The 20,703-nt window shown below is 61.3% G+C and carries 20 protein-coding genes, 4 pseudogenes and 1 riboswitch; of the genes and pseudogenes, 9 read left to right on the plus strand and 15 right to left on the minus strand.

Translation table 11 applies throughout. The features are described from left to right. Positions 1-66: 66 nt before the first annotated feature. A riboswitch (TPP riboswitch) is annotated at positions 67-183 on the minus strand. Between the two features lie 164 nt (positions 184-347). The 4 genes and pseudogenes from G6N74_RS31235 to G6N74_RS31410 form a co-directional block, all read left to right on the plus strand. Further along, the gene (locus tag G6N74_RS31235; protein WP_165120091.1) at positions 348-575 is read left to right on the plus strand and encodes a tyrosine-protein phosphatase; all 228 of its coding nucleotides are present in this window, start codon (positions 348-350) and stop codon (positions 573-575) included. Between the two features lie 246 nt (positions 576-821). Beyond that, positions 822-1,748 (plus strand): LysR family transcriptional regulator, encoded by a 927-nt coding sequence (locus G6N74_RS21720; protein ID WP_165120092.1) that lies wholly within the window; start codon positions 822-824, stop codon positions 1,746-1,748. 87 nt (positions 1,749-1,835) lie between these two features. Beyond that, positions 1,836-1,952: pseudogene (locus G6N74_RS31405) on the plus strand (iron-containing alcohol dehydrogenase); the annotation flags it as partial. 109 nt (positions 1,953-2,061) lie between these two features. Further along, positions 2,062-2,232 (plus strand): annotated as a pseudogene (locus tag G6N74_RS31410) (iron-containing alcohol dehydrogenase); the annotation flags it as partial. Between the two features lie 162 nt (positions 2,233-2,394). Here the strand turns inward: G6N74_RS31410 and G6N74_RS30870 are convergent. The 3 genes from G6N74_RS30870 to araD1 form a co-directional block, all read right to left on the minus strand. Beyond that, positions 2,395-4,131: an FAD-dependent oxidoreductase gene (locus tag G6N74_RS30870; RefSeq protein WP_165120128.1), complete on the minus strand. Its 1,737-nt coding sequence runs from the start codon at positions 4,129-4,131 to the stop codon at positions 2,395-2,397. Positions 4,132-4,241: 110 nt separating this feature from the next. Beyond that, on the minus strand, positions 4,242-4,631 hold the full coding sequence (locus G6N74_RS31655) for a hypothetical protein (RefSeq protein WP_246245859.1): 390 nt from the start codon (positions 4,629-4,631) through the stop codon (positions 4,242-4,244). A 36-nt stretch (positions 4,632-4,667) separates the two neighbouring features. Beyond that, positions 4,668-5,666: an AraD1 family protein gene (gene araD1, locus G6N74_RS21740; RefSeq protein WP_165120129.1), complete on the minus strand. Its 999-nt coding sequence runs from the start codon at positions 5,664-5,666 to the stop codon at positions 4,668-4,670. Between the two features lie 452 nt (positions 5,667-6,118). Between araD1 and G6N74_RS21745 the strand changes: the two genes are divergently transcribed. Together G6N74_RS21745 and G6N74_RS30880 are read left to right on the plus strand one after the other, a co-directional pair. After that, positions 6,119-6,850 (plus strand): tyrosine-type recombinase/integrase, encoded by a 732-nt coding sequence (locus tag G6N74_RS21745; protein WP_246245866.1) that lies wholly within the window; start codon positions 6,119-6,121, stop codon positions 6,848-6,850. Beyond that, positions 6,820-7,179: pseudogene (locus G6N74_RS30880) on the plus strand (tyrosine-type recombinase/integrase); the annotation flags it as partial. The gene G6N74_RS21745 and the pseudogene G6N74_RS30880, both read left to right, overlap by 31 nt. A 121-nt stretch (positions 7,180-7,300) precedes the next feature. On the opposite strand, the gene G6N74_RS21750 reads toward G6N74_RS30880, so the two are convergent. The 3 genes from G6N74_RS21750 to G6N74_RS21760 all read right to left on the minus strand — a co-directional run bounded on the left by G6N74_RS21750 (position 7,301) and on the right by G6N74_RS21760 (position 9,864). Further along, on the minus strand, positions 7,301-8,611 hold the full coding sequence (locus tag G6N74_RS21750; protein WP_165120093.1) for a type II toxin-antitoxin system HipA family toxin: 1,311 nt from the start codon (positions 8,609-8,611) through the stop codon (positions 7,301-7,303). Next, positions 8,611-8,862: a helix-turn-helix domain-containing protein gene (locus G6N74_RS21755; protein ID WP_165120094.1), complete on the minus strand. Its 252-nt coding sequence runs from the start codon at positions 8,860-8,862 to the stop codon at positions 8,611-8,613. Before G6N74_RS21755 ends, G6N74_RS21750 begins: the two co-directional genes overlap by 1 nt. A gap of 426 nt (positions 8,863-9,288) precedes the next feature. Then, positions 9,289-9,864 (minus strand): hypothetical protein, encoded by a 576-nt coding sequence (locus tag G6N74_RS21760; RefSeq protein WP_165120095.1) that lies wholly within the window; start codon positions 9,862-9,864, stop codon positions 9,289-9,291. A gap of 137 nt (positions 9,865-10,001) precedes the next feature. Between G6N74_RS21760 and G6N74_RS21765 the strand changes: the two genes are divergently transcribed. Both G6N74_RS21765 and G6N74_RS31560 read left to right on the plus strand, forming a co-directional pair. Further along, positions 10,002-10,238 carry a transcriptional regulator gene (locus tag G6N74_RS21765; RefSeq protein WP_205826794.1) on the plus strand — a complete coding sequence of 79 codons (237 nt, stop codon included), beginning with the start codon at positions 10,002-10,004 and terminating at the stop codon, positions 10,236-10,238. Positions 10,239-10,764: 526 nt separating this feature from the next. Then, a pseudogene (locus G6N74_RS31560) lies at positions 10,765-11,442 on the plus strand (LysR substrate-binding domain-containing protein). Positions 11,443-11,761: 319 nt separating this feature from the next. Here the strand turns inward: G6N74_RS31560 and G6N74_RS21775 are convergent. The 9 genes from G6N74_RS21775 to G6N74_RS21815 all read right to left on the minus strand — a co-directional run bounded on the left by G6N74_RS21775 (position 11,762) and on the right by G6N74_RS21815 (position 19,256). Continuing rightward, positions 11,762-12,409 (minus strand): PulJ/GspJ family protein, encoded by a 648-nt coding sequence (locus tag G6N74_RS21775; protein ID WP_165120096.1) that lies wholly within the window; start codon positions 12,407-12,409, stop codon positions 11,762-11,764. Beyond that, a complete protein-coding gene (locus tag G6N74_RS21780; RefSeq protein WP_165120097.1) occupies positions 12,406-12,774 on the minus strand; it encodes a PulJ/GspJ family protein in 369 nt (122 codons plus the stop codon). The genes G6N74_RS21775 and G6N74_RS21780 overlap by 4 nt, the downstream gene beginning before the upstream one ends. After that, positions 12,771-13,247, minus strand: a complete 477-nt coding sequence (locus G6N74_RS21785; protein WP_165120098.1) for a hypothetical protein — start codon at positions 13,245-13,247, stop codon at positions 12,771-12,773. The genes G6N74_RS21780 and G6N74_RS21785 overlap by 4 nt, the downstream gene beginning before the upstream one ends. Beyond that, the gene (gene gspG, locus G6N74_RS21790) at positions 13,228-13,671 is read right to left on the minus strand and encodes a type II secretion system major pseudopilin GspG (protein WP_165120099.1); all 444 of its coding nucleotides are present in this window, start codon (positions 13,669-13,671) and stop codon (positions 13,228-13,230) included. Before gspG ends, G6N74_RS21785 begins: the two co-directional genes overlap by 20 nt. Positions 13,672-13,679: 8 nt before the next feature. Continuing rightward, complete coding sequence (locus G6N74_RS21795; RefSeq protein ID WP_165120100.1) at positions 13,680-14,888, minus strand: type II secretion system F family protein; 1,209 nt, start codon at positions 14,886-14,888, stop codon at positions 13,680-13,682. Positions 14,889-14,891: 3 nt separating this feature from the next. After that, positions 14,892-15,389 (minus strand): hypothetical protein, encoded by a 498-nt coding sequence (locus G6N74_RS21800; RefSeq protein WP_165120101.1) that lies wholly within the window; start codon positions 15,387-15,389, stop codon positions 14,892-14,894. Next, the gene (locus tag G6N74_RS21805; RefSeq protein WP_165120102.1) at positions 15,386-15,997 is read right to left on the minus strand and encodes a GspMb/PilO family protein; all 612 of its coding nucleotides are present in this window, start codon (positions 15,995-15,997) and stop codon (positions 15,386-15,388) included. The genes G6N74_RS21800 and G6N74_RS21805 overlap by 4 nt, the downstream gene beginning before the upstream one ends. After that, on the minus strand, positions 15,994-17,061 hold the full coding sequence (locus tag G6N74_RS21810) for a PilN domain-containing protein (RefSeq protein WP_165120103.1): 1,068 nt from the start codon (positions 17,059-17,061) through the stop codon (positions 15,994-15,996). The genes G6N74_RS21805 and G6N74_RS21810 overlap by 4 nt, the downstream gene beginning before the upstream one ends. 392 nt (positions 17,062-17,453) lie before the next feature. Next, complete coding sequence (locus G6N74_RS21815) at positions 17,454-19,256, minus strand: IlvD/Edd family dehydratase (protein ID WP_165120104.1); 1,803 nt, start codon at positions 19,254-19,256, stop codon at positions 17,454-17,456. A 175-nt stretch (positions 19,257-19,431) separates the two neighbouring features. On the opposite strand from G6N74_RS21815, the gene G6N74_RS21820 reads away from it, so the two are divergent. Further along, the coding region (locus tag G6N74_RS21820) for a Re/Si-specific NAD(P)(+) transhydrogenase subunit alpha (RefSeq protein WP_165120105.1) at positions 19,432-20,703 on the plus strand (1,272 nt) is incomplete at its 3' end.

Genomic DNA, 20,703 nt, shown 5'->3' on the forward strand with positions numbered 1-20,703 from the left:
GATAGAGAGGCTTCGCCTGCTGAAACCGGTAATCTGCCCGGGATGATTCTGCCTGGGTCTACGACCCGCGAAGCTTCCGCACCGTCCCTACGCCAGTATGAACTGGATCAGGTTCAACGGGTCACTGCGCTGCGAAAGCCAGCAGTATCTCAGCCCCTTGTCGGGACTCCCCTGGTGAGGCTCAAGGGTGGATGAATGTGCCGGGAGTTGTCAACCGTTGAATTGCTCTGAATTGTGCAGTTCTTCCGACGATCCGGATTTCCCGGCTGGCGCGCTGACTGGAACAAGGCGGCTTTTCAGCTTTCGAAGTGCCCGCTCATCGAGGCCCTTGCCCGCAAGATAGCGGAATGTGCCACCATGGTGCACTGTTCGACACGGCGGCTCGCTATCGCGATGCCATCGATCAATGCCGGGAGCCGATCGCGACTGTAATGACTGCCATCGCCGAGGCTGACGAGGGCATCGTGCTCCTGCATTGCAGTGCGGGCAAAGACCGGACCGGCAGCATCGCGGCCCTATTGCTGTCGCTCGCGGGGTCGACAAAATGTCATTTTCCGGCTTTAGCGAGGAGGTGACCATCCAGTAGACCGGGAAGATCGCAATCACGACGAGAGGGATCATTGTTCCATGGACGGCGATCGACCCGACGGAAATCGTCCGGCGAGCGGTTGTTTGCCGAGAAACGTCTAGGCGAGTAGCACTGCTGCTGCCGATAATCTCTCTGTAGTATGGGACCCAATCTGGCCGAGGACCGCCAATGATCTTCTTTTGAAATCCTTGCGGTCGATGTGATCTCGGTATAACATTCACGCAACTCAGGCATGACCCCACCGCTCCACTCGATCATTTCCAGGCTCCACCTGAAACAGCTGCGGCTCCTGGTCGCGCTGGGCGAGCACGGCTCGCTCCTGAAGGCCTCGCAGCAGGTCGCGTTGACGCAACCGGGCGCGAGCAAGGCATTGCAGGAAATCGAGACGACCTTCGGCACGCCGCTGTTCGTTCGCACCAACCGGGGCCTTGAGCCCAATGCCGTCGGCCATTGCGTGATCCGCTATGCGCGCTTGATCCAGACGGATCTCGCGCATCTGCGCGACGAGATCGTCGGAATCATGCGTGGCCAGGGCGGACGGGTGGCGGCCGGCGTCATCATGGGCGCGGTGCCGCTGCTCACCGATGCCATCTCCGCGCTCGTTGCGCGGCAGGCCGACTTGTCCGTCGAGATCGTCGAGGACACCAGCGCCGCCCTGCTGGCTCAGCTCGACGCCGGCCGGCTCGACCTGGCGATCTGCCGCACGACCATCAGCCAGGCGCCGCAGGTCTACGACAGCGTGAAGCTCCAGGATGAAACGCTCGCGGTGATCGCGAACGTCGGCCATCCGCTGCGGCATGCGAAGAAGCTCACCCTGCAGGAGCTGGCGCCATACCGATGGGTGGTATACCGCGCGAACATGCCGATGCGTCTCTCGCTCGAACGCGAATACCGCGATTGCGGGATCCGGTTCCCGCAGCACCTGCTCGAGACGACCTCCGCTTTTGCGACGCTGGCGCTGCTCCAGGCCAACCCGTCCTTCGTGGCCCTGGTGTCGATCGAAGTCGCACAGTTCTTCGCGCACCGGCAGATGACGCGCATCCTGCCGCTGGCCCTGGCGTCGCGAAGCGAAGCCTATGAGCTCGTCACTCGCAAGGGCACGCGGGTCCCGCCCGCCGCCAAACTGCTGATCGACGAATTGGTCCATCGCCAGTCCTGAGCATCAGGTCGGCGCGACGGCGCCGGTCAGCGCTGTATCGGCCAGGGCGTCGCCGTCTGCGCGACACACGACGGCCCGCTGTAAGCTGTGATCGAAGGCGGGGCCGATCGCATCACCTCCCGCACGGCCCCCGTCATCGCCGTCCCGACGACCGCCGGCACCGGCAGCGAAGTGGGCTGGGGCGCGATCCTCATCCTCGACGATGGCCGCAAGGTCGGCGTGATATCGCCCTTCGTCGTGCCCAAGGTCGCGATCTGCGACCCGGCACTGACCCTGGGCCTGCCGCCGGCGCTGACGGCGGCCACGGGGATGGATGGATGCCATCGCACATTGCATCGAGACCTTCCTGTCGCCCGCCTTCAATCCGCCTGCGGACGGCATCGCGCTCGATGGGCTGCGGCGCGCCTGGCGCCACATTGGGCGCGCAACGCGCCAGCCCGGCGACCGCGACGCGCGGCTGAACGTGATGAGCGCATCGATGCAAGGCGCGCTGGCGTTCCGAAGGGGCTCGGGTGCGTGCAGCCTGAGCCACTCGCTCGCGGCATCGATCCGCCGGTGCTGGAATCGTTGGCCTCGGGTCCGAGAAACAGATAGTCCCGCCGGACCGAGAGGCCTGGCGAGACTATTGTTGAGTGCTGTAGTCCTGCTAAAGCGAACGGACGGCTGCGTGCCTTCCTGCGATGATGCCCTGAGAGAGAGCCCGCCCGTTCCCGTGCTGACTGAATCCGCCAGCAGCTTCGCCGGCGCAATAGAGGCCGGGAATTACCTGACCGGCAAAGTCGAGGACCTGGCTTGAGCCGTTGATGCGCAGACCGGACCGGGCGTCGTGGATAACCGGCGTCGACCAGGCAGCATAGAAGGGCGCCTTCTGGATCTTGTATTGCGGTGTCGGTTTGCCGAAGTCGGTGTCGACACCCCCAACAAAGCTGTTGTACCGCGCCACCGTCTCGACCAGGTTGCTTGGCGGCATGGGAACCCGCTGATGCTGCATGACGATCTTCTGTGCGAGTTCCTCCAGTGTATTTGCCTGGAAGAAGAAGCCGTCAGGATCGACGAAGGGTGGCGCCACAGTCCATCTCTGGCGGGCGACGGCATCTGCGTCGAATATGGCCCAGATCGGGCCACCGCCATTTTTGCCGTCGCCGATTCCAGCCAAAGCGGCGTTGATCCAGTTTTGTGGGTTGTACGTGATGTTCTTGGCGTTCAGGTAGCTGCCCTGAGTGTACGGGTTGACCGAGCGAGAGCTGTTCGTCGGGAATTGCCCCCCCGTTTCGTCGAAGAACCGCTTCCCAAGCATGTTGACATGTATGACGTTCTGGTTGTTGACGCTGGCCAGTCCCGAAGCCTTCGCAAGGTGGAAGACCGGGCTTTGGGGCCCCCACTGCAGGAACGAGTAGTTGTACCGCGTTCCGATGGCGGTTGGCTTGGTGATGTTGGTGCCGAACTCTGCAGTCTGGTTGTACGTGCCCGCGAGGGACGCGCCGACATTCAGCCCTGCGATGATGCCACTGGCGTCCTGGAAGGAATAGGGCTCGCCAGCGACGCCGCAGTACTCCGCGGTGAGCCGTGGGTCGAACTGCCGGCGGTATTCCACATTGCCGTTTCCGCCGCCGCTCGCGATGATGACGCCCTTGCGTGCCTGAATGTTAACCAGGCGGCCTTGATTAGAGGCGACGACTCCGACCACGCCCGCTTTCGTCCGGAGCAGCGACTCCAAACGGTAGTTCAGCAGGATCTTCACGCCACGCGCCTTTGCCGCAGCCTCCAGCGGATATATGAAGCCCGGCCCTTGAGACGTCGTGCGCTGCTGGTTCGCGGCTACCGGCAAGCCGGTCCGGACCGAGGCGTAGTTCATGATCGCCGTATGCATCATACGGTTGACCGAGTTGCCGACTTCATTGCCGCCGACGTTGTCGGGCCTCTGTGTCGTCCACACGACGCCATGGCGGACCAAAAAGTTGTACATGTCGACGTTGACGTCGGCAAATGCCCGGATCAGCTCGCGATCGTTATAGCGGTAGCTCGGAAAGCCGTTCGATAGGGTGAGGGACCAGTCGGTAAGATCGCCATACAGGAGATCTGGCGAGTCCACGATGCCGTTTGCCAGCTGGGCAGGGGTTCCACCTCCCAGGGGAATGTTGCCTGAGCTGACGATGCCACGTCCCCCGATGTGCGGTTGCGACTCGAGGACAATAACCGACGCGCCTGCCTCTGCGGCAGCGACTGCGGCGCCGAGGCCCGCCGAGCCGCAACCCACAACGACGATATCGGCTACACGCGGGTCCGCGGCATTGGCAATGCTCGGCTGCAAAATGCTGCTGGCCACCCCTGCGGCGGCGATTCCGGCACCTGCCTTCAACAATGAGCGTCGGGTGACTGTCATTACGTTCTCCTCCTGATATTTTTAGACCAGCGCATTCTGGCTTGTGTGGATCTGGGCCTGAACAGCAAAACTCATTAATCATGATCGCCGTAGAGACTTGGCCGACCGCACTATTGCAGCATTCGCTCGGGCGACAACTGAGAAGATGTGATCTCGGTATAACGTTTACGCAACCCAGGCATGGCCCCACCGCTCCACCCGATCATTTCCAGGCTCCACCTGAAACAGCTGCGGCTCCTAGGCGCGCTGGCGAGCACGGGCTCGCTCCGGAAGGCCTCGCAGCAGGTCGCGTTGACGCAACCGGGCGCGAGTAAGGCATTGCAGGAAATCGAGACGACCTTCGGCACGCCACTGTTCGTTCGCACCAACCCTGCCGCGACGATGCCATGATCGGAAACCAGCAGCGGCCTGCGTATCTGCAACCGCGCCAGACGGCCGGGAAGCTCGACAATGCTTCCCGGCCCGAACTCGGCATCGGTAAGATAGACTATTGAAGACAAGATCCACCTGCTGGCCACAGGTGAGAAATTACCCGATTAAAGAGAAGCGACGGCTCCCATCGTGAAGCGGGTGGAGGTCCGCCGGATGGCATTGACGAGCGGCTTGCCGAATTCGGGAATTTCGATCTCGAAAACATCTCCCTCCTCGGTCGCAATCCCGTCGCCGAAGGAAGCAACAGACGTCCCGAGGAACTGGACATGCACATAGCCAGGCCGGTGGAACTGGTCGTATTTGAAATGGTGATATTCGAGGTTGGCGATCGAATGAGACATGTTGTCCTCGCCTGTGGGGAAGGATTTTTCCCAGATCACTTCCGCGTTTCGGCGAATGCGAACCACGCCTTCGACATGGGCGGGAAGGTCGCCCAGCCGCAGTTCGGGTCCGAATGCGGAATGACGCAACTTGGAATGGGCGAGATAGAGATAATTCTGCTTCTCCATCAAGTGGTCCGTGGCTTCGTTACCAACAGCAAAGCCCACACGATAGGGGAGGCCATCGTCGCCGATCACGTAAAGCCCAACCACCTCGGGCTCTTCGCCCATATCGTGAGCATACTGGGGCACCGGCAGGTCCTCACCAGGACGCACCACGGTGGACCCGTCGCCCTTGTAGAACCACTCTGGCTGAACACCAGGTTTGCCATCGGCAGGCTTGCCACCTTCGACGCCCCATTTGAACATCTTCATGGAGTCGTTGAGATCGGCTTCCGCCGCCGTCGTTGCGGTCTGATGCATCTTCGAACGGGAGGCAGCGCTGCCGGTATGGGTGAGGCCCGTCCCCGCGATGATGCAATGGGCCGGATCGGGATGATCGAGCGGAGGCAGCACCCGCCCCTCGTCCAGCAGGGCCTGGTAGGAATGCGCCTTGCCGGTTCCCAGTTCGCTCACGAGTTCGGCGATCTTCTTACCTTGGCGAATGGCTTCAAGCGCCAGTTCACGCGTGGTCAAATAGACGTTGAGTTCCTTGATCTCGTCGCCGGAGACGATACCGACCGCTCGTGCTCGGTTATCGGTTTCAAATTGAATCAGATGCATAATCACTCCATCATCTGGAAGGGCGGCCGGACAATCGCGCCAGGACCGACGGGTTTCGGCGACGAGCGCCGCCATGGGTGATCCGGAGCGCGGTGCTCCCGTTGTTTCGCTTGGAAAGGCTCACCTCATCGAGTCCGACCATAGCCAATGAGGGTGTCCGGATATAATGAAGAACTCTGATACTGCTATCACCAATAAGAATAGACGATGGTACTAACCTGGGCACCATTTTCCTTTCCCATAGCTTCTCACAGTGTCCCACTAGTCAAATAAATCAACGAGTTAGCCGACTCTGGCAGCTCATGGCTACCCATCGCATACCGTTGCAACGCATCAGTTTGTGGGTAACGATCTCGGCATTACCCATACCCCAGGAGGTCCGTTACCCATGTGGCTCTCCAACTTCGCCTGCAAGGCCGCCAAGCCTAAAGACAAGCCGTATCGCCTTGCTGATGGCGACGGCTCTATCTCCTTGTCCAAGCACCAAGCTCTGGCAACTGCGGTATCGCTACCTAGAGAAGGAAAACATCCTCTCCTTTGGAAAATACCCACTGGTGTCCCTTCTCGACGCGAGGGAGAAGCGGGACAACGCCAAGAGATTGCTAATCGGCGGCATCAACCCCTCCACCAAACGCAAAGAGGAGAAGATCGCAGCCATCACGGAAGCACGCACCACCTTCGGCCTGATCGCCGAGGAATACGTCAAGCGAATGGAGGAACGGAAGGCCGCGGCGGCCACCGTCACCAAAACTATGTGGCTCCTCGAAGACCTGGCCAGCCTGATCGCCAAGCGTCCTATCAAAGAGATCACTCCGGCCGAAATTCTCCAACTCCTCCAGAAGATCGAAAAGAGTGGCCGAAGAGAGACGGCGCGGCGCTTGCGTGGCGTGATCGGCAGCGTCTTCCGGCTGGCCATTGTCACCTTACGGGCCGAGACCAACCCGACCCTGCCCCGCCAGGGCGCTCTCCAGCCGCCGAAAGCCATTGGTCGCGCCGCTATCATTGATGAAAAGAAATTCGGCCAGCGCCTAGTGACGATCGATGAGTATGACGGCTGGCCGACCCTTAAAGCCGCTCTCCAGTTCCTGGCCTCACCTGCGTCCGTCCCGGCGAAGTACGGGGAGCTACCCGCGACGAGTTCGACCGAAAGAAGGCTCTCTGGCGCATTCCGGCCGAGCGCATGAAGATGCGCGCTCCGCACGATGTCCCACTATCCAAGCAGGTGCTTCGGGTCCTCGAAGAGGTCTGGCCGCTTTCCGAGAACGCCATGAATGCCGCGCTACGGCGTATGGGCTACGGCAAGGACGAAGTGACCGCCTACGGCTTCCGAGTGACCGCCAGCACCATCCTCAACGCCCGCCACTACGACCCAGACGTAATTGAGGCGGTGCTGGCGCAACAGGACAAGAACGCCATCCGGCGAACCTACAACCGCGCCACCTATTGGGAGCAGCGGGTGACGCTGATGCAGGAGTGGGGAGATTTGTTAGATACACTGAAGGCGGGCCGTTAGTTTTACGGGCTATCCGCTTTTGGGATGCTGGTTCGATCAACCAAGCCCAGGGAGACCTCCTCGCAGAATAACCTTGGCGCGCGGGCGCAAGTCGCCTCGCTTCAATGTCCCCCGTCTCCGTCTAAGATATCGTCATACCGCGCAGCCGGCCAGTGACCGCTGCGGTAATCGATTCGTGGATGAAGGCAGGAAAATCCTTCGGCAGAGATTTTTCGATCCATGCAATCGCATCGCTTGCGCTTGCGGCTATTTCTTCGATTGCATTAGGGACAAGTGCTTTCGGTAGGCCGGCTTCCGCACCGGTTTGAACGAAATGCCGCACGTGTATCTTGTCGATGCGATAGTGCCGGCTATTTCCGACCGACATCGCCAGCTTCATCTGTTTGCGCTGGATTTGGTGGGAGTCGAGGCTCGGTTGCGCTGTCAGCACGTCATAGAAGGGCGTCAATTGGTAAGTGCCACCACGCCCTAGGTAGATGCTGAAATTCTTCGCATGGCCGTCTGTTGCGCCAATCAGCCAGAACAGTATCTGTGCCTTGATGAATGCGGCCTGGTCTTCAGCCGGCGTATCGCCGCCCTTCAGCAGATCGAGGATCGCGACCATGCCGGGGCCGCCCTCGCTTTGGTATTTCAGGGTCGGGGGTACAGAGAGTGCCTGACAGCAATCCTCCTGCGGCAGTCTCAGCAATCTGCCGTCCGAGGTCCAGCGGCGATCGAAGCGCTCTATGACCAGCGCTTTCGTTTCGCCGAACGTCCTGATTTCGGCTTTATTGACCGGAAGGCCAAATGCTTCGATGAATTTCAGGCAGTAAAATTCGTTTTCGACGCTGTTCGACAGATCGATTCCATTGGGCAAGGTGCCGATCTGGGTTTTGAATAAATGCGTGGTTGCGGTTGTACCATGCGGTTTGAGCCATTTGCGGTCGTACCAAAGCAGGGCGGTTTTCTCCTGAGCACCTGCAATCGATATCCGGAATTCATCGTCACGGCTCAAACCGAGCGGTGCTTGCGCGAGACCGCGCAGCAGTTTGTCGATGGCCTCGTCATCGACGACTTCACCCTTGATCGCGCCGGTTGCGTCTATTGTCTCGGCGTCACCGGAGATAAATTGGAGCGCTCCCACGCAGTCATGCCCGATGGCCGCAAGCATGCTGTAAGCGTCGGTTCCTCGCGCGCCGACTTTCTCCGCTACTCGGCGACGTAGCGCATCGGAATCGGGCAGCAGATTCTCGAATACGGCGACGACAGGTTCGCCTCGGAAGGCACTTTCCCGCATGGGCAGGGATAGAGAAATAGGGAACGCATGCTCCCATTCTAGCCAGCTTTGATCGTACTCGAAGTCGATCGCGCCGCTTGTCTCTTTATTCAAATGGCCAACCAAGCGGTTGTTGAGATAAACGCGGAGCGGCTTATATGTGCGGCGTCGGGCCATCAGAAAATGTCCTCGATATCCGAGGGGCGGTTTTTCGATCGCGGGACGATCCTGAATTCCAAATCGAGAGCGGCGAGGACGGCAAGGATTGTCTCAAGTTTTGCTGCCGGATTACCAGTCTCGATAAGGGAAATGGTTTCTTGCCGCAGTCCGGCTTTTATTCCGAGCTCGGTCTGATTTAGGCCCTGCTTTTTGCGGGCGCGCTGTACGATGTTTCCGATCTGCTTCGGATTTCGTGCCATATCTATCATTTAGATATTATGCTCTAATTCCGATAAAAACGCAATATCGGATTTGACGCATAATGAAAAAATATGCGTCAAATTCGATAAAGTGAGTATATGTCATTTGGCGCATAAACCAGATCGCCATGCCGAGTCTCTTGCCCGTCAGTTCCAAACAGAATGAAAAAGCCGATCAAGGCAGCTCCCACAACAAGCCGAGCCTTGACCGGCTTCTCCGACCGGAGTTCCTTGGGGGGAAGGAAGCACCGGGCAGAATTTTTTGGCGCGGTCGCTGTCTGCGAGGCAAAGTAGGAGCAGGCAAACGGAAATCGGATGTCTCCGCCTTCATGCTCCGGGATAAAAGAATTCCGGTGCCGCCAACCGCCCGATCCACATCAGATCGTCGCGGGCCGAGCGGATTTGCGGCCAGGGAAAGGCTGAAGAACATTCTTCTCACGCCTCGCCCTCGCGCATCACCGCATCGAGCTTGCCCACCACGCCCGCTAGTGAGGTTGCCGGTGTCGTCGATAGCGCTTCCAGCAAGACCTTGATCTGCCGGAACCCTTCCTGTTCGGCCCTTAACCCCGAAAAGTAGCCGATCTCCTCGGCAACAGTCTCGAACCGCGCCTGTCTCGATGCGAGCTCGGCCCGCGCCTTCATGCGGATATCCGCCATGTCCGTCCGCGCGCCAATCACCCGCTCCAACCCTTCCATCGAACAGACATATACCGCCTCCCCTCCCGGAACAGGGACCATCGTCCCAAGGCAATCCACCCGCTCAGCAAGCTCCACCTCAAGTTCCTGCTGCCGGCGGCACAGAAACTGCACCCTCTCATGTACCACAGCCCATTCCCGCCACAGCGAAACAACCGGATCGGGCACTTGTGCAGAGGCTGGCACGGCAGCCGCGCCCAATGCAGCCGCTTGTGCGTCACCGCCGAGTATCCCGTATCCAGCGGCAACGCCGCCCCAAAGCGCCGCTCGACGCGTGACGCTGGCAAATCTCGTGCTATGGTCGGAATCAGCCATGATCCGAGCTCCTCAACAGCTTAGGTTGTGGTCAGGTCAGGCACGGTGCTCCAACACCGCGTCTGGCCGTTAGTGCAGGCAAGGGTACATCTAGTGAATCAGATGGGCAACAAGAATCATCATAATATGGTGATTTTATGAATCCGGCACAGTGCCGCATGGCAAGAGCCGCGTTGGAATGGGGTGTACTGGATTTGGCAAGAGAGGCGGCAGTCTCCACCCAGACAATTGTTCGCTTTGAACGCGGAGAGGTGCTGAAACAGACGACTCATGACCGTCTTCGAGATGCCTTCAAAGCCGCCGGCATCGAATTCATCCCGGAAAACGGCGGCGGCCCCGGCGTACGGTTGGCGCGTCCTTCGGGAAAGAAATGATCCTGGGGGTAAGCGGAAAACGATGACTCAAAGGCGATATTTGCCTTTCGGGCGGCGAATAGCTGGTTTGCACCCCATTTCCGGCCGTTGAGACTGGGTTGGCGAAGTCCCAAAATCTGCCATTGGCTTTGAGTACCTTGAGTGTTGAAGACCGGGTGGAAAGTGGAATCAGTTTCTGCGCGATGAAATGGAAAAGCGGTGCTCCAACTAGCGTTGGCACTTCAACGGCAACACGCTTCAATGAGTATGTCGGTGGCTACCATCGAGCTGCCTGTGAGATGCGGCCGTCGTTATTTCCATGCAATGCAATTTCCTATGGAAAACGGAACCGAACCGCCGGTATAATCTTGAATTGGGTAATTCTGCGGGTATCAACTATTACCCACAATGAAAATTATTCAATAAATTCAACATGATATAAAGAAGTTCGATTCCGCGTCTGAATCCATTATGGCGCGCCTCAAACTGCGCCACTTCCGGCTGCTGATTGCGATCGACGATCACGGGGCGCTCCTGAAGGCAGCCGATGCGGTGGGCATCAGCCAGGTGCTACCAAGGCCCTGCAGGAAATCGAGAAGGCAATCGGCAGCGCGCTCTACGTGCGGACCAACCGCGGCCTTCGCCCCAACGAGCTTGGCCATTGCGTCACCCGCTATGCCCGACTGATCCATCAGGACCTCACCCATTTGCGCGAGGAGATGGCGGGACTCTGGACGGACATGGTGGGCGCTTGGCCGTCGGCACCGTCATGGGCGCGGTGCCGCTCCTGAACGATCATCTGCCCCAGCTTCTGGAGCGGCAGCCCACGATCCGCGTGGAACTGGTGAAGGACACTAGTGCGCATCTGCTGAACCTGCTCGACAGCGGCCGGCTGGAAATCGCCATCTGCCGCACCAGCGTCAGTTAGCGGCCCGAGGCATATGAAGATCGCCGGATATGAGACGAGCAACTCGTCGTGGTCGCCAATATCGGTCATCCCTTAGTGAGCGGCCCGGTCTCGTTGAACGACCTCGCCTACAGCACCTGGATCGTCTACGCTGCCAACATGCCCATGCGCCGCTATCTCGAACAGGAATTCCAGAACCAGGACCCGCGCTTTCCCGGCAGCCTCATCGAAACCACCTCGTGCTCGGCCGGACGGGGACCGCGACCATGCTGCCGATCGGCCTGCCGGCCTGCCGGCCCGCAGCGAATCCTATTATAACCCTATTATCTCGTGAGGCGCTGCGACCGGACGCGTTCGCCCATCGCCGAGCGCCTCTGGCAGGACATGCTGAACGCGGACGTTGTTGCAGGGATCGGGCTTGCCGGGTAGTGAGGTTGTGGACGCTTGGCAGGATCGCCCGAATGCCGCACACGCCGCCATATGCTCCCGAAGCAGCGGCACCGGCTGACGAACTGGACGGAATAAAATGGGGCCCTTCGCCGTCGTGGGGACCTGACGATCTGGCTTGAAGATGGCGTGGCCGATTTATGGTCAGCGTCGCGCCGGAAGACACGGAGTGGTCACGCGCGAGCGGAGTTCAGAAGCCGATGCCGTAGCGCTGCATACACAGCGCGAGCGCTTCAGCCGCGCCGCAACGCGCGGGCAGTTCGACGCGCAACTGCGCATAGGCCCATTGCCGCCAGGGACGCGGAGAACTGCCGGATATCTCGATGCGCACGAATGACGGCATTCGGTTGTTGCTTGTCCATTCGGGGTTGAGCGCGCCGTCCGGCCCGGCATAGCTGAATGAAAGCTTCAGGTCGCCGCGCACCAGCGGAAGATCCTCCCCGCCCCCGCTCATCATGAAATCGCGGCGGGCACGAATGAGGGCGTCGTCGGTTCCGGCCCGACCCATCGAATAGGTGATGTCATCAAGTCCCGCACGCGGCTCGTAGCCAAGTGCCGGGCGCACGAAGGTGACCTCGTTGGCGTGGCCGGTGAAGCGGACCGCAGCCCCTTCCGTGTTGGAATAGCTGGGCTGCGCCGCCTCCAGATCCTCGACCATCCGGTCGAGAATCACCGCCACCGTGTCCTCCTGCCCGCCTCTAGCGATCATCCCCTGCCATTGGCGCAGCCAGGTTCCGGTGTAGAGTGCCAGCCCACCAAACAGCATCGTCGCAAGCACCAGCGAAGCCAACGCCTCGATCAGCGTAAAGCCGGCCCGGGCGCTGCGTTTCCTCGTCATTTCAGCTTGCCGAGGCGCACGGTCTGTATCACGTCGTCATCCGATCTGTCGGTGCTGCGAATGGTGACAGAGTAAAGCTGCCATCCGGCCTTCGCCAATGCAGCGCCGCGTTCGAAGCGGTACGGTTCCACGATGACCGTGAAATCTCCGATCACGCTTCGGCCCCCTCGCAACGGCTCAAGCGTCATCGCTGCCGCCATGGCAGCCTGCACGCCGACACGGCGTTCGGTCGATCGTTCCAGACCCGCGAACGCGCCTGCGGCGCCCGTGATTATGCGCGCGATCGGAACGATCAGCAGCATGGCGATGGCAAGCGAGGCCAGAACCTCGATCAGCGTGAAGCCGCGTCTCAGCCGCGCCTTCATTTCGGGCTCATTTCCACGCGGCCGGTCAACCAGTCGACGCGCAGTTCGATCTCCCGGCCGCTGGCGGACAGTGTCATGACGCCCCCGCAGGAGCGTCCGTCGGCAAGGAAGCGCAAGGCTCTGGTTCCGCCTCGTATCGGACACCGGTCCGACGTGACCCAGTTGATGGCCACCCCGTCCCTGATCGAGACCGGATTGGCGCCATCCACCTGGATGCGATTGTTTCCCGGATCGACCGTCACGTCGGCGGCGCTGCCCGTGGTCAGCGCCTTTGCCCTGCCTTTGCGAATTTCCCCGCTGACGCGAACCGCCTCCGCAGTAAGCTCGGCCGCCCCGATGCTGGAACGCGGACGCGGCATCAGCACGAAGGCCGCGAGGGCGACGATCGCAAGCGCCGCGACCACGTCGAGCAGCACGACACCGCGCTGCGCCCTTTTGCGACTGCTGTTGCCCTTACGGCTGGGCGGAGACATTGGAGCCGCGCCCATCTGGCCCATCGGCGGTGATATTGAATGTCTTTCCGTCGCTCGCGTATTTGTACTCATTGCCCCACGGATCGAGCGGAACACTCTCGCCGCGGAGGTATGGCCCGTTCCAGACCTGAATGGTCGAGGGCTTGCGCACCAGAGCTCCCAGGCCCTCGGCCTGCACCGGATAACGGCCGACATCGATGTAGAAGATGTCGAGCGCGCTGGAAAACGCCTCGATCTGGAGCTTCGCCGCGCGTTCGCGCGAGTCGGACAACTGCGCGAGAACACGAGGACCGACGAGCGCCGAGATCAGGCCGATGATGGCCAGCACGACAAGCATCTCGATCAGCGTAAAGCCCGCCCTGCGGCGCCGGGCACGCTTGCGCTGCATGAGATCGGGACCGACTGCGAATTTGAGGCTCTGCATAATGGCTCCTATCGGACCATGTCGTTGAAGGACATAAGAGTGGACATGATAGACACGATCATACCGCCGATCAAAATGCTGATGGTTGCCACCGCCGCAGGGCCAACAAGCCCGACGATACGCGATAGCGAACGCTCCAGCCGCACTTCATAGAAGTCGGCGACACGATAGGCCAGCCCCGCGAGGTCGCCACTTTGCTCGCCGAGCCTCAACATGCGCACCGCCAGCGGGGGAAGCTGAAGAATCTCGAGCGCATAACCAAGCCTGTTGCCCTGCCTCAGCGCGTCGGACGCCTGCTGCGCGCGTGCCCGGGCGGCCTCGCCGTGATCGATGGTATCGCTGATGAGCTTGAAAGCGACGGGAACCGCCACTCCCGTTTCGACCATGATGCCGAGGAGACGGGCGAAGCGCCCCGTCCGATAGCTCCCCGGTATCTCCGACAAGAGCGGTAGTTTCTTGGCGAGACCCCAGAGCCACGCCCAGAGAAGGCCCCGCCGCGCCGCCACGAATCCCAGCAATACGAGTATCGAAGCCGCAAGCAAAAGGACGAGCCCGTAGGCGCGCAGGAAATTCGAGACGGCGAACATCACCACCATCAGCGTGTCCTTCTTGCCGCTCTGCATGAGCATCGGTTCGAACTGAGGAACGACCCCTACCAGGAAGAAGACCAGTACGCAGATCGTGCCGGCAAACAGGACTGCGGGATAGCGCAGCGCCTCGCTGACCTTGGCCTGCAAGGCCTCGAAGTTCTGGCGCTCCTGGACGATGCGCGACAGGAGCGTGGGCAATTTGCCGGACGTTTCCGCGACACGGACCATGGCAACCTGGAAAGCCGGAAACAGAGCAGGCCAGGCCTCCAGCGCGCTGGAAAATGATTTGCCCGACGCCAGGTCGGTGCGAATGCCGGCAACGACGGGCTGGAGCCTGCCGCTGTCGAACTCCTTTTCCATGATCGCCAGCGCCTCGTCGATCCGGATCCCGGCATTGAGCATGATCGACAGGTCGGACAGCAGCCGCGTGACCTGCGCCGCCGGTATCCGGGTCGAAAACAGCGGTGCGCGCGACGCAGATTGCTCGCTCTGTTCGACACTTACCGGGATCAGCCCACGCGCCCCGAGCTTCTGGACGGCATCGTCTGAATCGGAGGCATCGATGCGCCCGAGTTCAAGACGACCCTCGCCATTCAAAGCCTTGTATGCGAATGCCATGGAGCTCATGGATCAACCGCCAGAAAGGGTGGGCGGGGGCTCCTCTGGCGGAACCATTGGGTCACTGCTCGCCTGATCCGAAAAGCGCAGCGAGGCGCGCCCTCCCGCTCCATCGAGCTTGACTTCGAACTGGCCAACTGCCTTCAGGGTCCAACCTTCCCGGCTTTCCCCGGTGCGTAGCGTGAAGGCCGTCACTTCGGCCGGGGTGGTGAAGGTTGCGCTGTTGAGCCTTTCCGACCGTACGATGCCGACCAACTGCCAATTGGGCGCCGCGGCAGGCGGCGGCTCGGGTTCAGGCTCGGGCTCGGGTTGCACGACGACAGGTTCCGGCTCGGCGGCGCCGAATGCGAACGGGGCAGTGCGGTCCGGCGAGAACAGGGGCCGATCCCGAAGCGCCGCATAGTCGCTGACCGGGCGTTCCCTGACCGATAGCTTTTCCGTGCCGAAGGACAGGTTCGCCGAGGCTGCTATGGCAGCGAGCACCGTTGTCGTGCGCAGCGCGGTCATCATGACTGCGGCCCTTTATCCCGGAAGGCCGACAGGGTGACGTTCAGCGACAGCGGCCGATCCATTGAACTTGAGGTCTGGTCTCCCCCCAGCAGATCGACCTTTCGGTTCAACCGAAGCCTGAAGCTGTCGACGACCATGACGGGCGAACCGGCCTCGATCGCATACATGAGATCGGGAAGCGACTGCTCCATGACCTCGATGTCGGCGGTCAACCGAATGCGTTCCAAAGATTCCAACGGTGGATCGCCTATATCGGCGACCTGACCGTCGTTGGGAACATCGACGCGCCGGATAACGGCACCCACGCTTTCCACGCGGGTGGAGAGCAGACGTTGGAACTCGGCGGAGACGAGCCCGCTGGTCTGCGCATCGAGAAGGATCTTGCCCTCGCCGAGGTCCAGAGCCTGGTTCGCACCCGGGGGCACCAAGGAGGTGGAGGCCTGGCTTTCGAGCAAAGCGGTGCGTTCCTCATAGAGCGCGAGCGAGCCCGCCTCCGCGCGCCAGGACAGCAGCGTATCGGCGACGAGGACAAGAGCGCCGACGACCAGCAGGGCCATGACGACCAGAGATTGAAGCCGCGTGTCGCGCCACAGGGATGTCGTCCTCATCGCAGCGAACCTCCCGTGCGGATGAGCGGGCGGGTGTCGACCTCGAATTCCGATGTGAGGCCGTCTTCGCCGCGCAAGGCCGATCCGACCTGCATGCTGTCTTCGAAGCGACTTGACGATTCCAGTGCAGTTAGCACTTCGGGTACATCCATTGTCCGCCCGGAGAGGCGCATGCGGCCATTAGCAAAGGCTATCTCAGTGGCGTATGAATGCATCGGCAAGGCCTCAGCCAGGTCGTCCAACGCTCCCAGCGCGCTTATCGCATCGTCCTTGATATTAAGCGCCTCCTGCTCCGGCGCTGTTTCAGCCTTGTCTGGAGTCGCCGCCAGCGCGATTGCCCGGCGTGCCTTCTCGGCCCGGACCTCAACAGCGGCGCGGCGCTCGGCATAGCTGTTCTGGATCATCGGCCGTATTGCCACAGCCGTAACGGCAGCGACCAGGCTCGCGCCCAAAACTCCGGCAAGGACAAACTTTATCCGGCCACGCGTGCCGGTGACCCGTTGCCGCTGTGTCAATACTTTCACGGCATCGCCTTCCGGAAACGGCGCCGAGATTACGACCTGGCGGGCCTCGGCCGCATTCAGGCAGGCCAAGGCGGCAGCGACACGCGACCTCGCAACGATCGCGACGGCGACGGTGATCTGCAGCGTCTCATGGCTGATCCCGAGGACGCTGTGGCCGAAATGGATATCAGAAGCAGGCAATGGCGAAAGCGCGCCCATCCGCGACGAAACGATGCCCTCGACGTGGCTGGCAGCCTCCATCGGCAGTTCGATCCGGCGCGCGATCACCCAGTTCGCCGGGATGCCGAGATGGACAGTCTTTCCATTCACCGCGGTACGCAATGCGGCTGGCGCCTGCCCGTCTGGAGAAATCGGTATCAACAGGGGTGCTGACGGCTTTCGGCTAGTCGCCGGCTCGATTTCAAGCGCGTCCCCGTCGCTCGCGACCCGCGCGACCACTCGGCTGCTGGATTTGATGCGCGCGAGTTCATCCAGCAGGGAGGCCGGTCCCGCGATCCAGTCATCCATGCCGCGGATCGCCGCGGTGAAAGGAGAAGCCATCCCGGTCAAACCTTAAAGCTGAAAGCCGGTACGGGATCCGGAGTTCCGTTGCTGCGTGAAAACAAATCATAGCGCATCTTCAGGCCCTTATTCCGGATCAATCCCAGTTCTTCGCCCATCGGGCAGCGATCTTCAACGCAGACTGGGACGACCAACTTGGCGGCGGAGTTGCAGAAGCTGTCGGCAATTGACCTCGACTTCGATTTCGACAGACATCAGCTTCTCGAGGCGAATGCCCGGCAAGGCCGACGAGGCCGTGACACGGGGTTGTATTTCGATGGCGATTACCGGCATCAACGTTAGTGCGGGGGCTGTCTGCAGGGCACTGGCATCTGATGGCGGCGCCAATGTTTCGTGCCTCTCGACCAATTCGGCCCCAAATAGGAACTCTCCTAATGATTGTCGCGCGGCACGCCGCTGGTGACGGCGATGTTCTGGTACTTCACCGCCGGCTTCAGAACCATTCCCTCGGACAACTGATCAACCATTGACCGCTGGATCTCCTGCCAGGGTGTCTGATGCTTCGGATATGCATAGCCGCCCTCGTTTTGCAGGTCGACGCGACGGCGCTTGATCTCGTCGTCCGACACGAGGATGTCGGCGGTCCCCTTGCGCAGGTCGATGCGTACCCAATCACCCGTACGCAGCAGCGCAAGGCCACCACCGACGGCCGCCTCGGGCGAGGCGTTGAGGATCGATGGGGAGCCGGAAGTGCCGGACTGACGGCCATCGCCGATGCAGGGCAGCGAGTGGATGCCCATCTTCAGCAGGTAGGCCGGCGGCTGCATGTTCACGACTTCGGCGCCGCCCGGATAACCGACTGGGCCGGCTCCGCGCATGAACAGGATGGTATTCTCGTTCAGGCCGAGTGACGGATCCTCAATGCGACCGTGGTAGTCTTCCGGACCGTCGAACACGACGGCGACGCCCTCGAAGGCATCGGGGTCTCGCGGATTTGACAGATAGCGGTCGCGAAACTCCGGCGAGATCACCGACGTCTTCATGATTGCGGAATCGAACAGATTGCCTTTAAGGTTGATGAAGCCGGCATCCTTCCTGAGCGGATTGGCCACGGTATGGATGACCTTGCCATCGAGATTCTCCGCCGCGGAGCAATTGTCGCCGATCGTGCGGCCGTTGGCGGTCATGGCTCCAGGGTGCGGCAGCAAGCCGGCCTTCATCAGCTCTGCCACCACGGCCGGCACACCGCCCGCATGATGATAGTCCTCGCCGAGATATTCACCGGCCGGCTGGAGATTTACGATCAGCGGAACGTGGTGACCGACCTTCTGCCAGTCATCGACGGTCAGCGACACGCCGAGATGCCGCGCAATGGCGTTGAGGTGGATCGGCGCATTGGTCGAGCCGCCGATGGCAGAATTGACGACGATGGCGTTCTCGAAGGCTTCCCGCGTCATGATGTCGGAGGGTTTCAAGTCCTCGCGCACCATGTCGACGATGCGCTTGCCGGTTTGGTAGGCGATCTGGCCGCGCTCGCGATAGGGCGCTGGAATGGCGGCGGAGCCCGGCAACTGCATGCCGAGCGCCTCGGCCAGTGAGTTCATCGTCGTCGCCGTGCCCATCGTGTTGCAATAGCCGACGGACGGTGCGGACGAGGCGACGACGTCCATGAACTGGTCGTAGTCGATCTCTCCTGCCGCCAGCCTTTCGCGTGACTTCCACACGACCGTGCCGGAGCCGGTGCGTGCGCCATTGTGCCAGCCGTTCAGCATCGGGCCGACGGACAGCGCTATGGCTGGAATGTTGACGGTGGCCGCGGCCATCAGCAGCGCCGGGGTGGTCTTGTCGCAGCCGATGGTCAGCACGACGCCGTCCAGCGGATAGCCATAAAGCAACTCGACGAGAGCGAGATAGGCGAGGTTGCGGTCGAGCGCGGCGGTGGGCCGCTTGCCTGTCTCTTGGATTGGGTGGACCGGGAATTCCAGCGGTACGCCGCCGGCGGCCACAATGCCGTCGCGCACCCGCTTGGCGAGCTCGATATGATGCCGGTTGCAAGGTGACAGGTCCGAGCCCGTCTGGGCGATGCCGATAAGCGGCTTTCCGGACTGCAGTTCTTCGCGGGTCAGCCCATAGTTCAGATAGCGTTCGAGGTAGAGCGCCGTCATGCCGGGATTGTCCGGATTGTCGAACCACTCGCGCGAGCGCAGCCGCTTGGCACCATTGATCTTCGACATTTACACCTCCCAGAACCGCCGTTTGGCCATCGATATGGCATCGGCAATTGTCGGACAAGTACCCTCAGTCATATTTGTGGACAAATTGCCCATTTTGTGGATTGTAGCAAACTCTGAACGATAACGATACGGCAGGCGCGCAGATGCGCAGCGTGCCGGGGAGGGATAGCCAAGCGTGAGCCAGATCATCTTCATTCCTGCCGAGGGCGGCTCGGGCGAGCCGCGCGTTGCGGCGTCTCCCGATACGGTGAAACGGCTTACTGCGCTCGGCTTCGACATCATTGTCGAGACTGGCGCCGGCCTGAACTCGCGCATCATCGATGCCGAATTCACCGCGGCGGGTGCCAAGATCGGCAAGGCTGCGGACTCTGCCAAGGCCGATGTGGTGCTGAAGGTGCGCCGGCCGACCGATGCCGAGCTGAAAGGCTACAAATCCGGCGCAGCGGTGCTGGCGATCATGGACCCCTATGGCAATGACGCTGCGGTGGCAGCGCTGGCCAAGGCGGGCGTCACGGCATTTTCCATGGAATTCATGCCGCGCATCACGCGCGCCCAGTCGATGGATGTGTTGTCCTCGCAGGCCAACCTCGCCGGCTACCAGGCCGTCATCGACGGTGCTGCCGAATATGACCGGGCGCTGCCGATGATGATGACGGCGGCGGGCACGGTGCCTGCGGCAAAGATCTTTGTCATGGGCGTCGGCGTTGCCGGTCTTCAGGCGATCGCCACGGCGCGCCGCCTCGGCGGCATCGTGACGGCGACGGACGTGCGCCCCGCCGCCAAGGAGCAGGTTGCCTCGCTCGGCGCAAAGTTCCTCGCCGTTGAGGACGAGGAGTTCAAGGCGGCCGAAACCGCTGGCGGCTACGCCAAGGAAATGTCCAAGGAATATCAGGCCAAGCAGGCGGCACTCACCGCCGAGCACATCGCCAAGCAGGACATCGTCATCACCACCGCACTCATTCCGGGCCGTCCGGCGCCGAAGCTGGTGTCTGCGGCCATGGTCGCCTCGATGAAGGCCGGCTCGGTTATCGTCGATCTGGCGGTCGAGCGCGGCGGCAATGTCGAGGGCGCGGTTGCGGGCAAGGTCGTGACGACCGCAAACGGTGTCAAGATCGTCGGCCATCTCAATGTGCCGGGCCGGGTCGCGGCATCAGCCTCGCTGCTCTACGCCAAGAACCTTTTTGCCTTCCTCGAAACCATGATCGACAAGGGCACCAAGCAGCTTGCGATCAATCGCGAGGACGATCTGGTCAAGGCGACGATGCTGACCGATGCTGGGCGCGTCGTTCATCCCAATTTCGCCAATGCTGCACCGGCTCAAACCGAGCCGGCAGCGAAGGCCATAAAGACAGCCGAGACAAAGTCTGAGGCCGCGCCGAAGAAGGCACCAGCCAGGAAACCTGCGGCGAAGAAACCGGCCACGCCCAAACCGATCGTGCCCGGTAAA

This window comes from Mesorhizobium zhangyense, assembly GCF_011045115.1.
Classification (GTDB): Bacteria; Pseudomonadota; Alphaproteobacteria; order Rhizobiales; family Rhizobiaceae; genus Mesorhizobium_M; species Mesorhizobium_M zhangyense.

Bases quoted from the DNA above. Each gene is read 5' to 3' on its own strand.
- G6N74_RS21805 (WP_165120102.1), bottom strand. From the start codon at position 15,997: ATGAGGACGACATCCCTGTGGCGCGACACGCGGCTTCAATCTCTGGTC.
- G6N74_RS21720 (WP_165120092.1), top strand. From the start codon at position 822: ATGACCCCACCGCTCCACTCGATCATTTCCAGGCTCCACCTGAAACAG.
- G6N74_RS21810 (WP_165120103.1), bottom strand. From the start codon at position 17,061: ATGGCTTCTCCTTTCACCGCGGCGATCCGCGGCATGGATGACTGGATC.
- G6N74_RS30870 (WP_165120128.1), bottom strand. From the start codon at position 4,131: ATGACAGTCACCCGACGCTCATTGTTGAAGGCAGGTGCCGGAATCGCC.
- gspG (WP_165120099.1), bottom strand. From the start codon at position 13,671: ATGCAGAGCCTCAAATTCGCAGTCGGTCCCGATCTCATGCAGCGCAAG.
- araD1 (WP_165120129.1), bottom strand. From the start codon at position 5,666: ATGCATCTGATTCAATTTGAAACCGATAACCGAGCACGAGCGGTCGGT.
- G6N74_RS31235 (WP_165120091.1), top strand. From the start codon at position 348: ATGTGCCACCATGGTGCACTGTTCGACACGGCGGCTCGCTATCGCGAT.
- G6N74_RS21760 (WP_165120095.1), bottom strand. From the start codon at position 9,864: ATGGCTGATTCCGACCATAGCACGAGATTTGCCAGCGTCACGCGTCGA.
- G6N74_RS21755 (WP_165120094.1), bottom strand. From the start codon at position 8,862: ATGATAGATATGGCACGAAATCCGAAGCAGATCGGAAACATCGTACAG.
- G6N74_RS21780 (WP_165120097.1), bottom strand. From the start codon at position 12,774: ATGAAGGCGCGGCTGAGACGCGGCTTCACGCTGATCGAGGTTCTGGCC.
- G6N74_RS21795 (WP_165120100.1), bottom strand. From the start codon at position 14,888: ATGAGCTCCATGGCATTCGCATACAAGGCTTTGAATGGCGAGGGTCGT.
- G6N74_RS21785 (WP_165120098.1), bottom strand. From the start codon at position 13,247: ATGTCTCCGCCCAGCCGTAAGGGCAACAGCAGTCGCAAAAGGGCGCAG.
- G6N74_RS21800 (WP_165120101.1), bottom strand. From the start codon at position 15,389: ATGATGACCGCGCTGCGCACGACAACGGTGCTCGCTGCCATAGCAGCC.
- G6N74_RS21815 (WP_165120104.1), bottom strand. From the start codon at position 19,256: ATGTCGAAGATCAATGGTGCCAAGCGGCTGCGCTCGCGCGAGTGGTTC.
- G6N74_RS21765 (WP_205826794.1), top strand. From the start codon at position 10,002: ATGAATCCGGCACAGTGCCGCATGGCAAGAGCCGCGTTGGAATGGGGT.
- G6N74_RS21745 (WP_246245866.1), top strand. From the start codon at position 6,119: ATGGCGACGGCTCTATCTCCTTGTCCAAGCACCAAGCTCTGGCAACTG.
- G6N74_RS21775 (WP_165120096.1), bottom strand. From the start codon at position 12,409: ATGACGAGGAAACGCAGCGCCCGGGCCGGCTTTACGCTGATCGAGGCG.
- G6N74_RS21750 (WP_165120093.1), bottom strand. From the start codon at position 8,611: ATGGCCCGACGCCGCACATATAAGCCGCTCCGCGTTTATCTCAACAAC.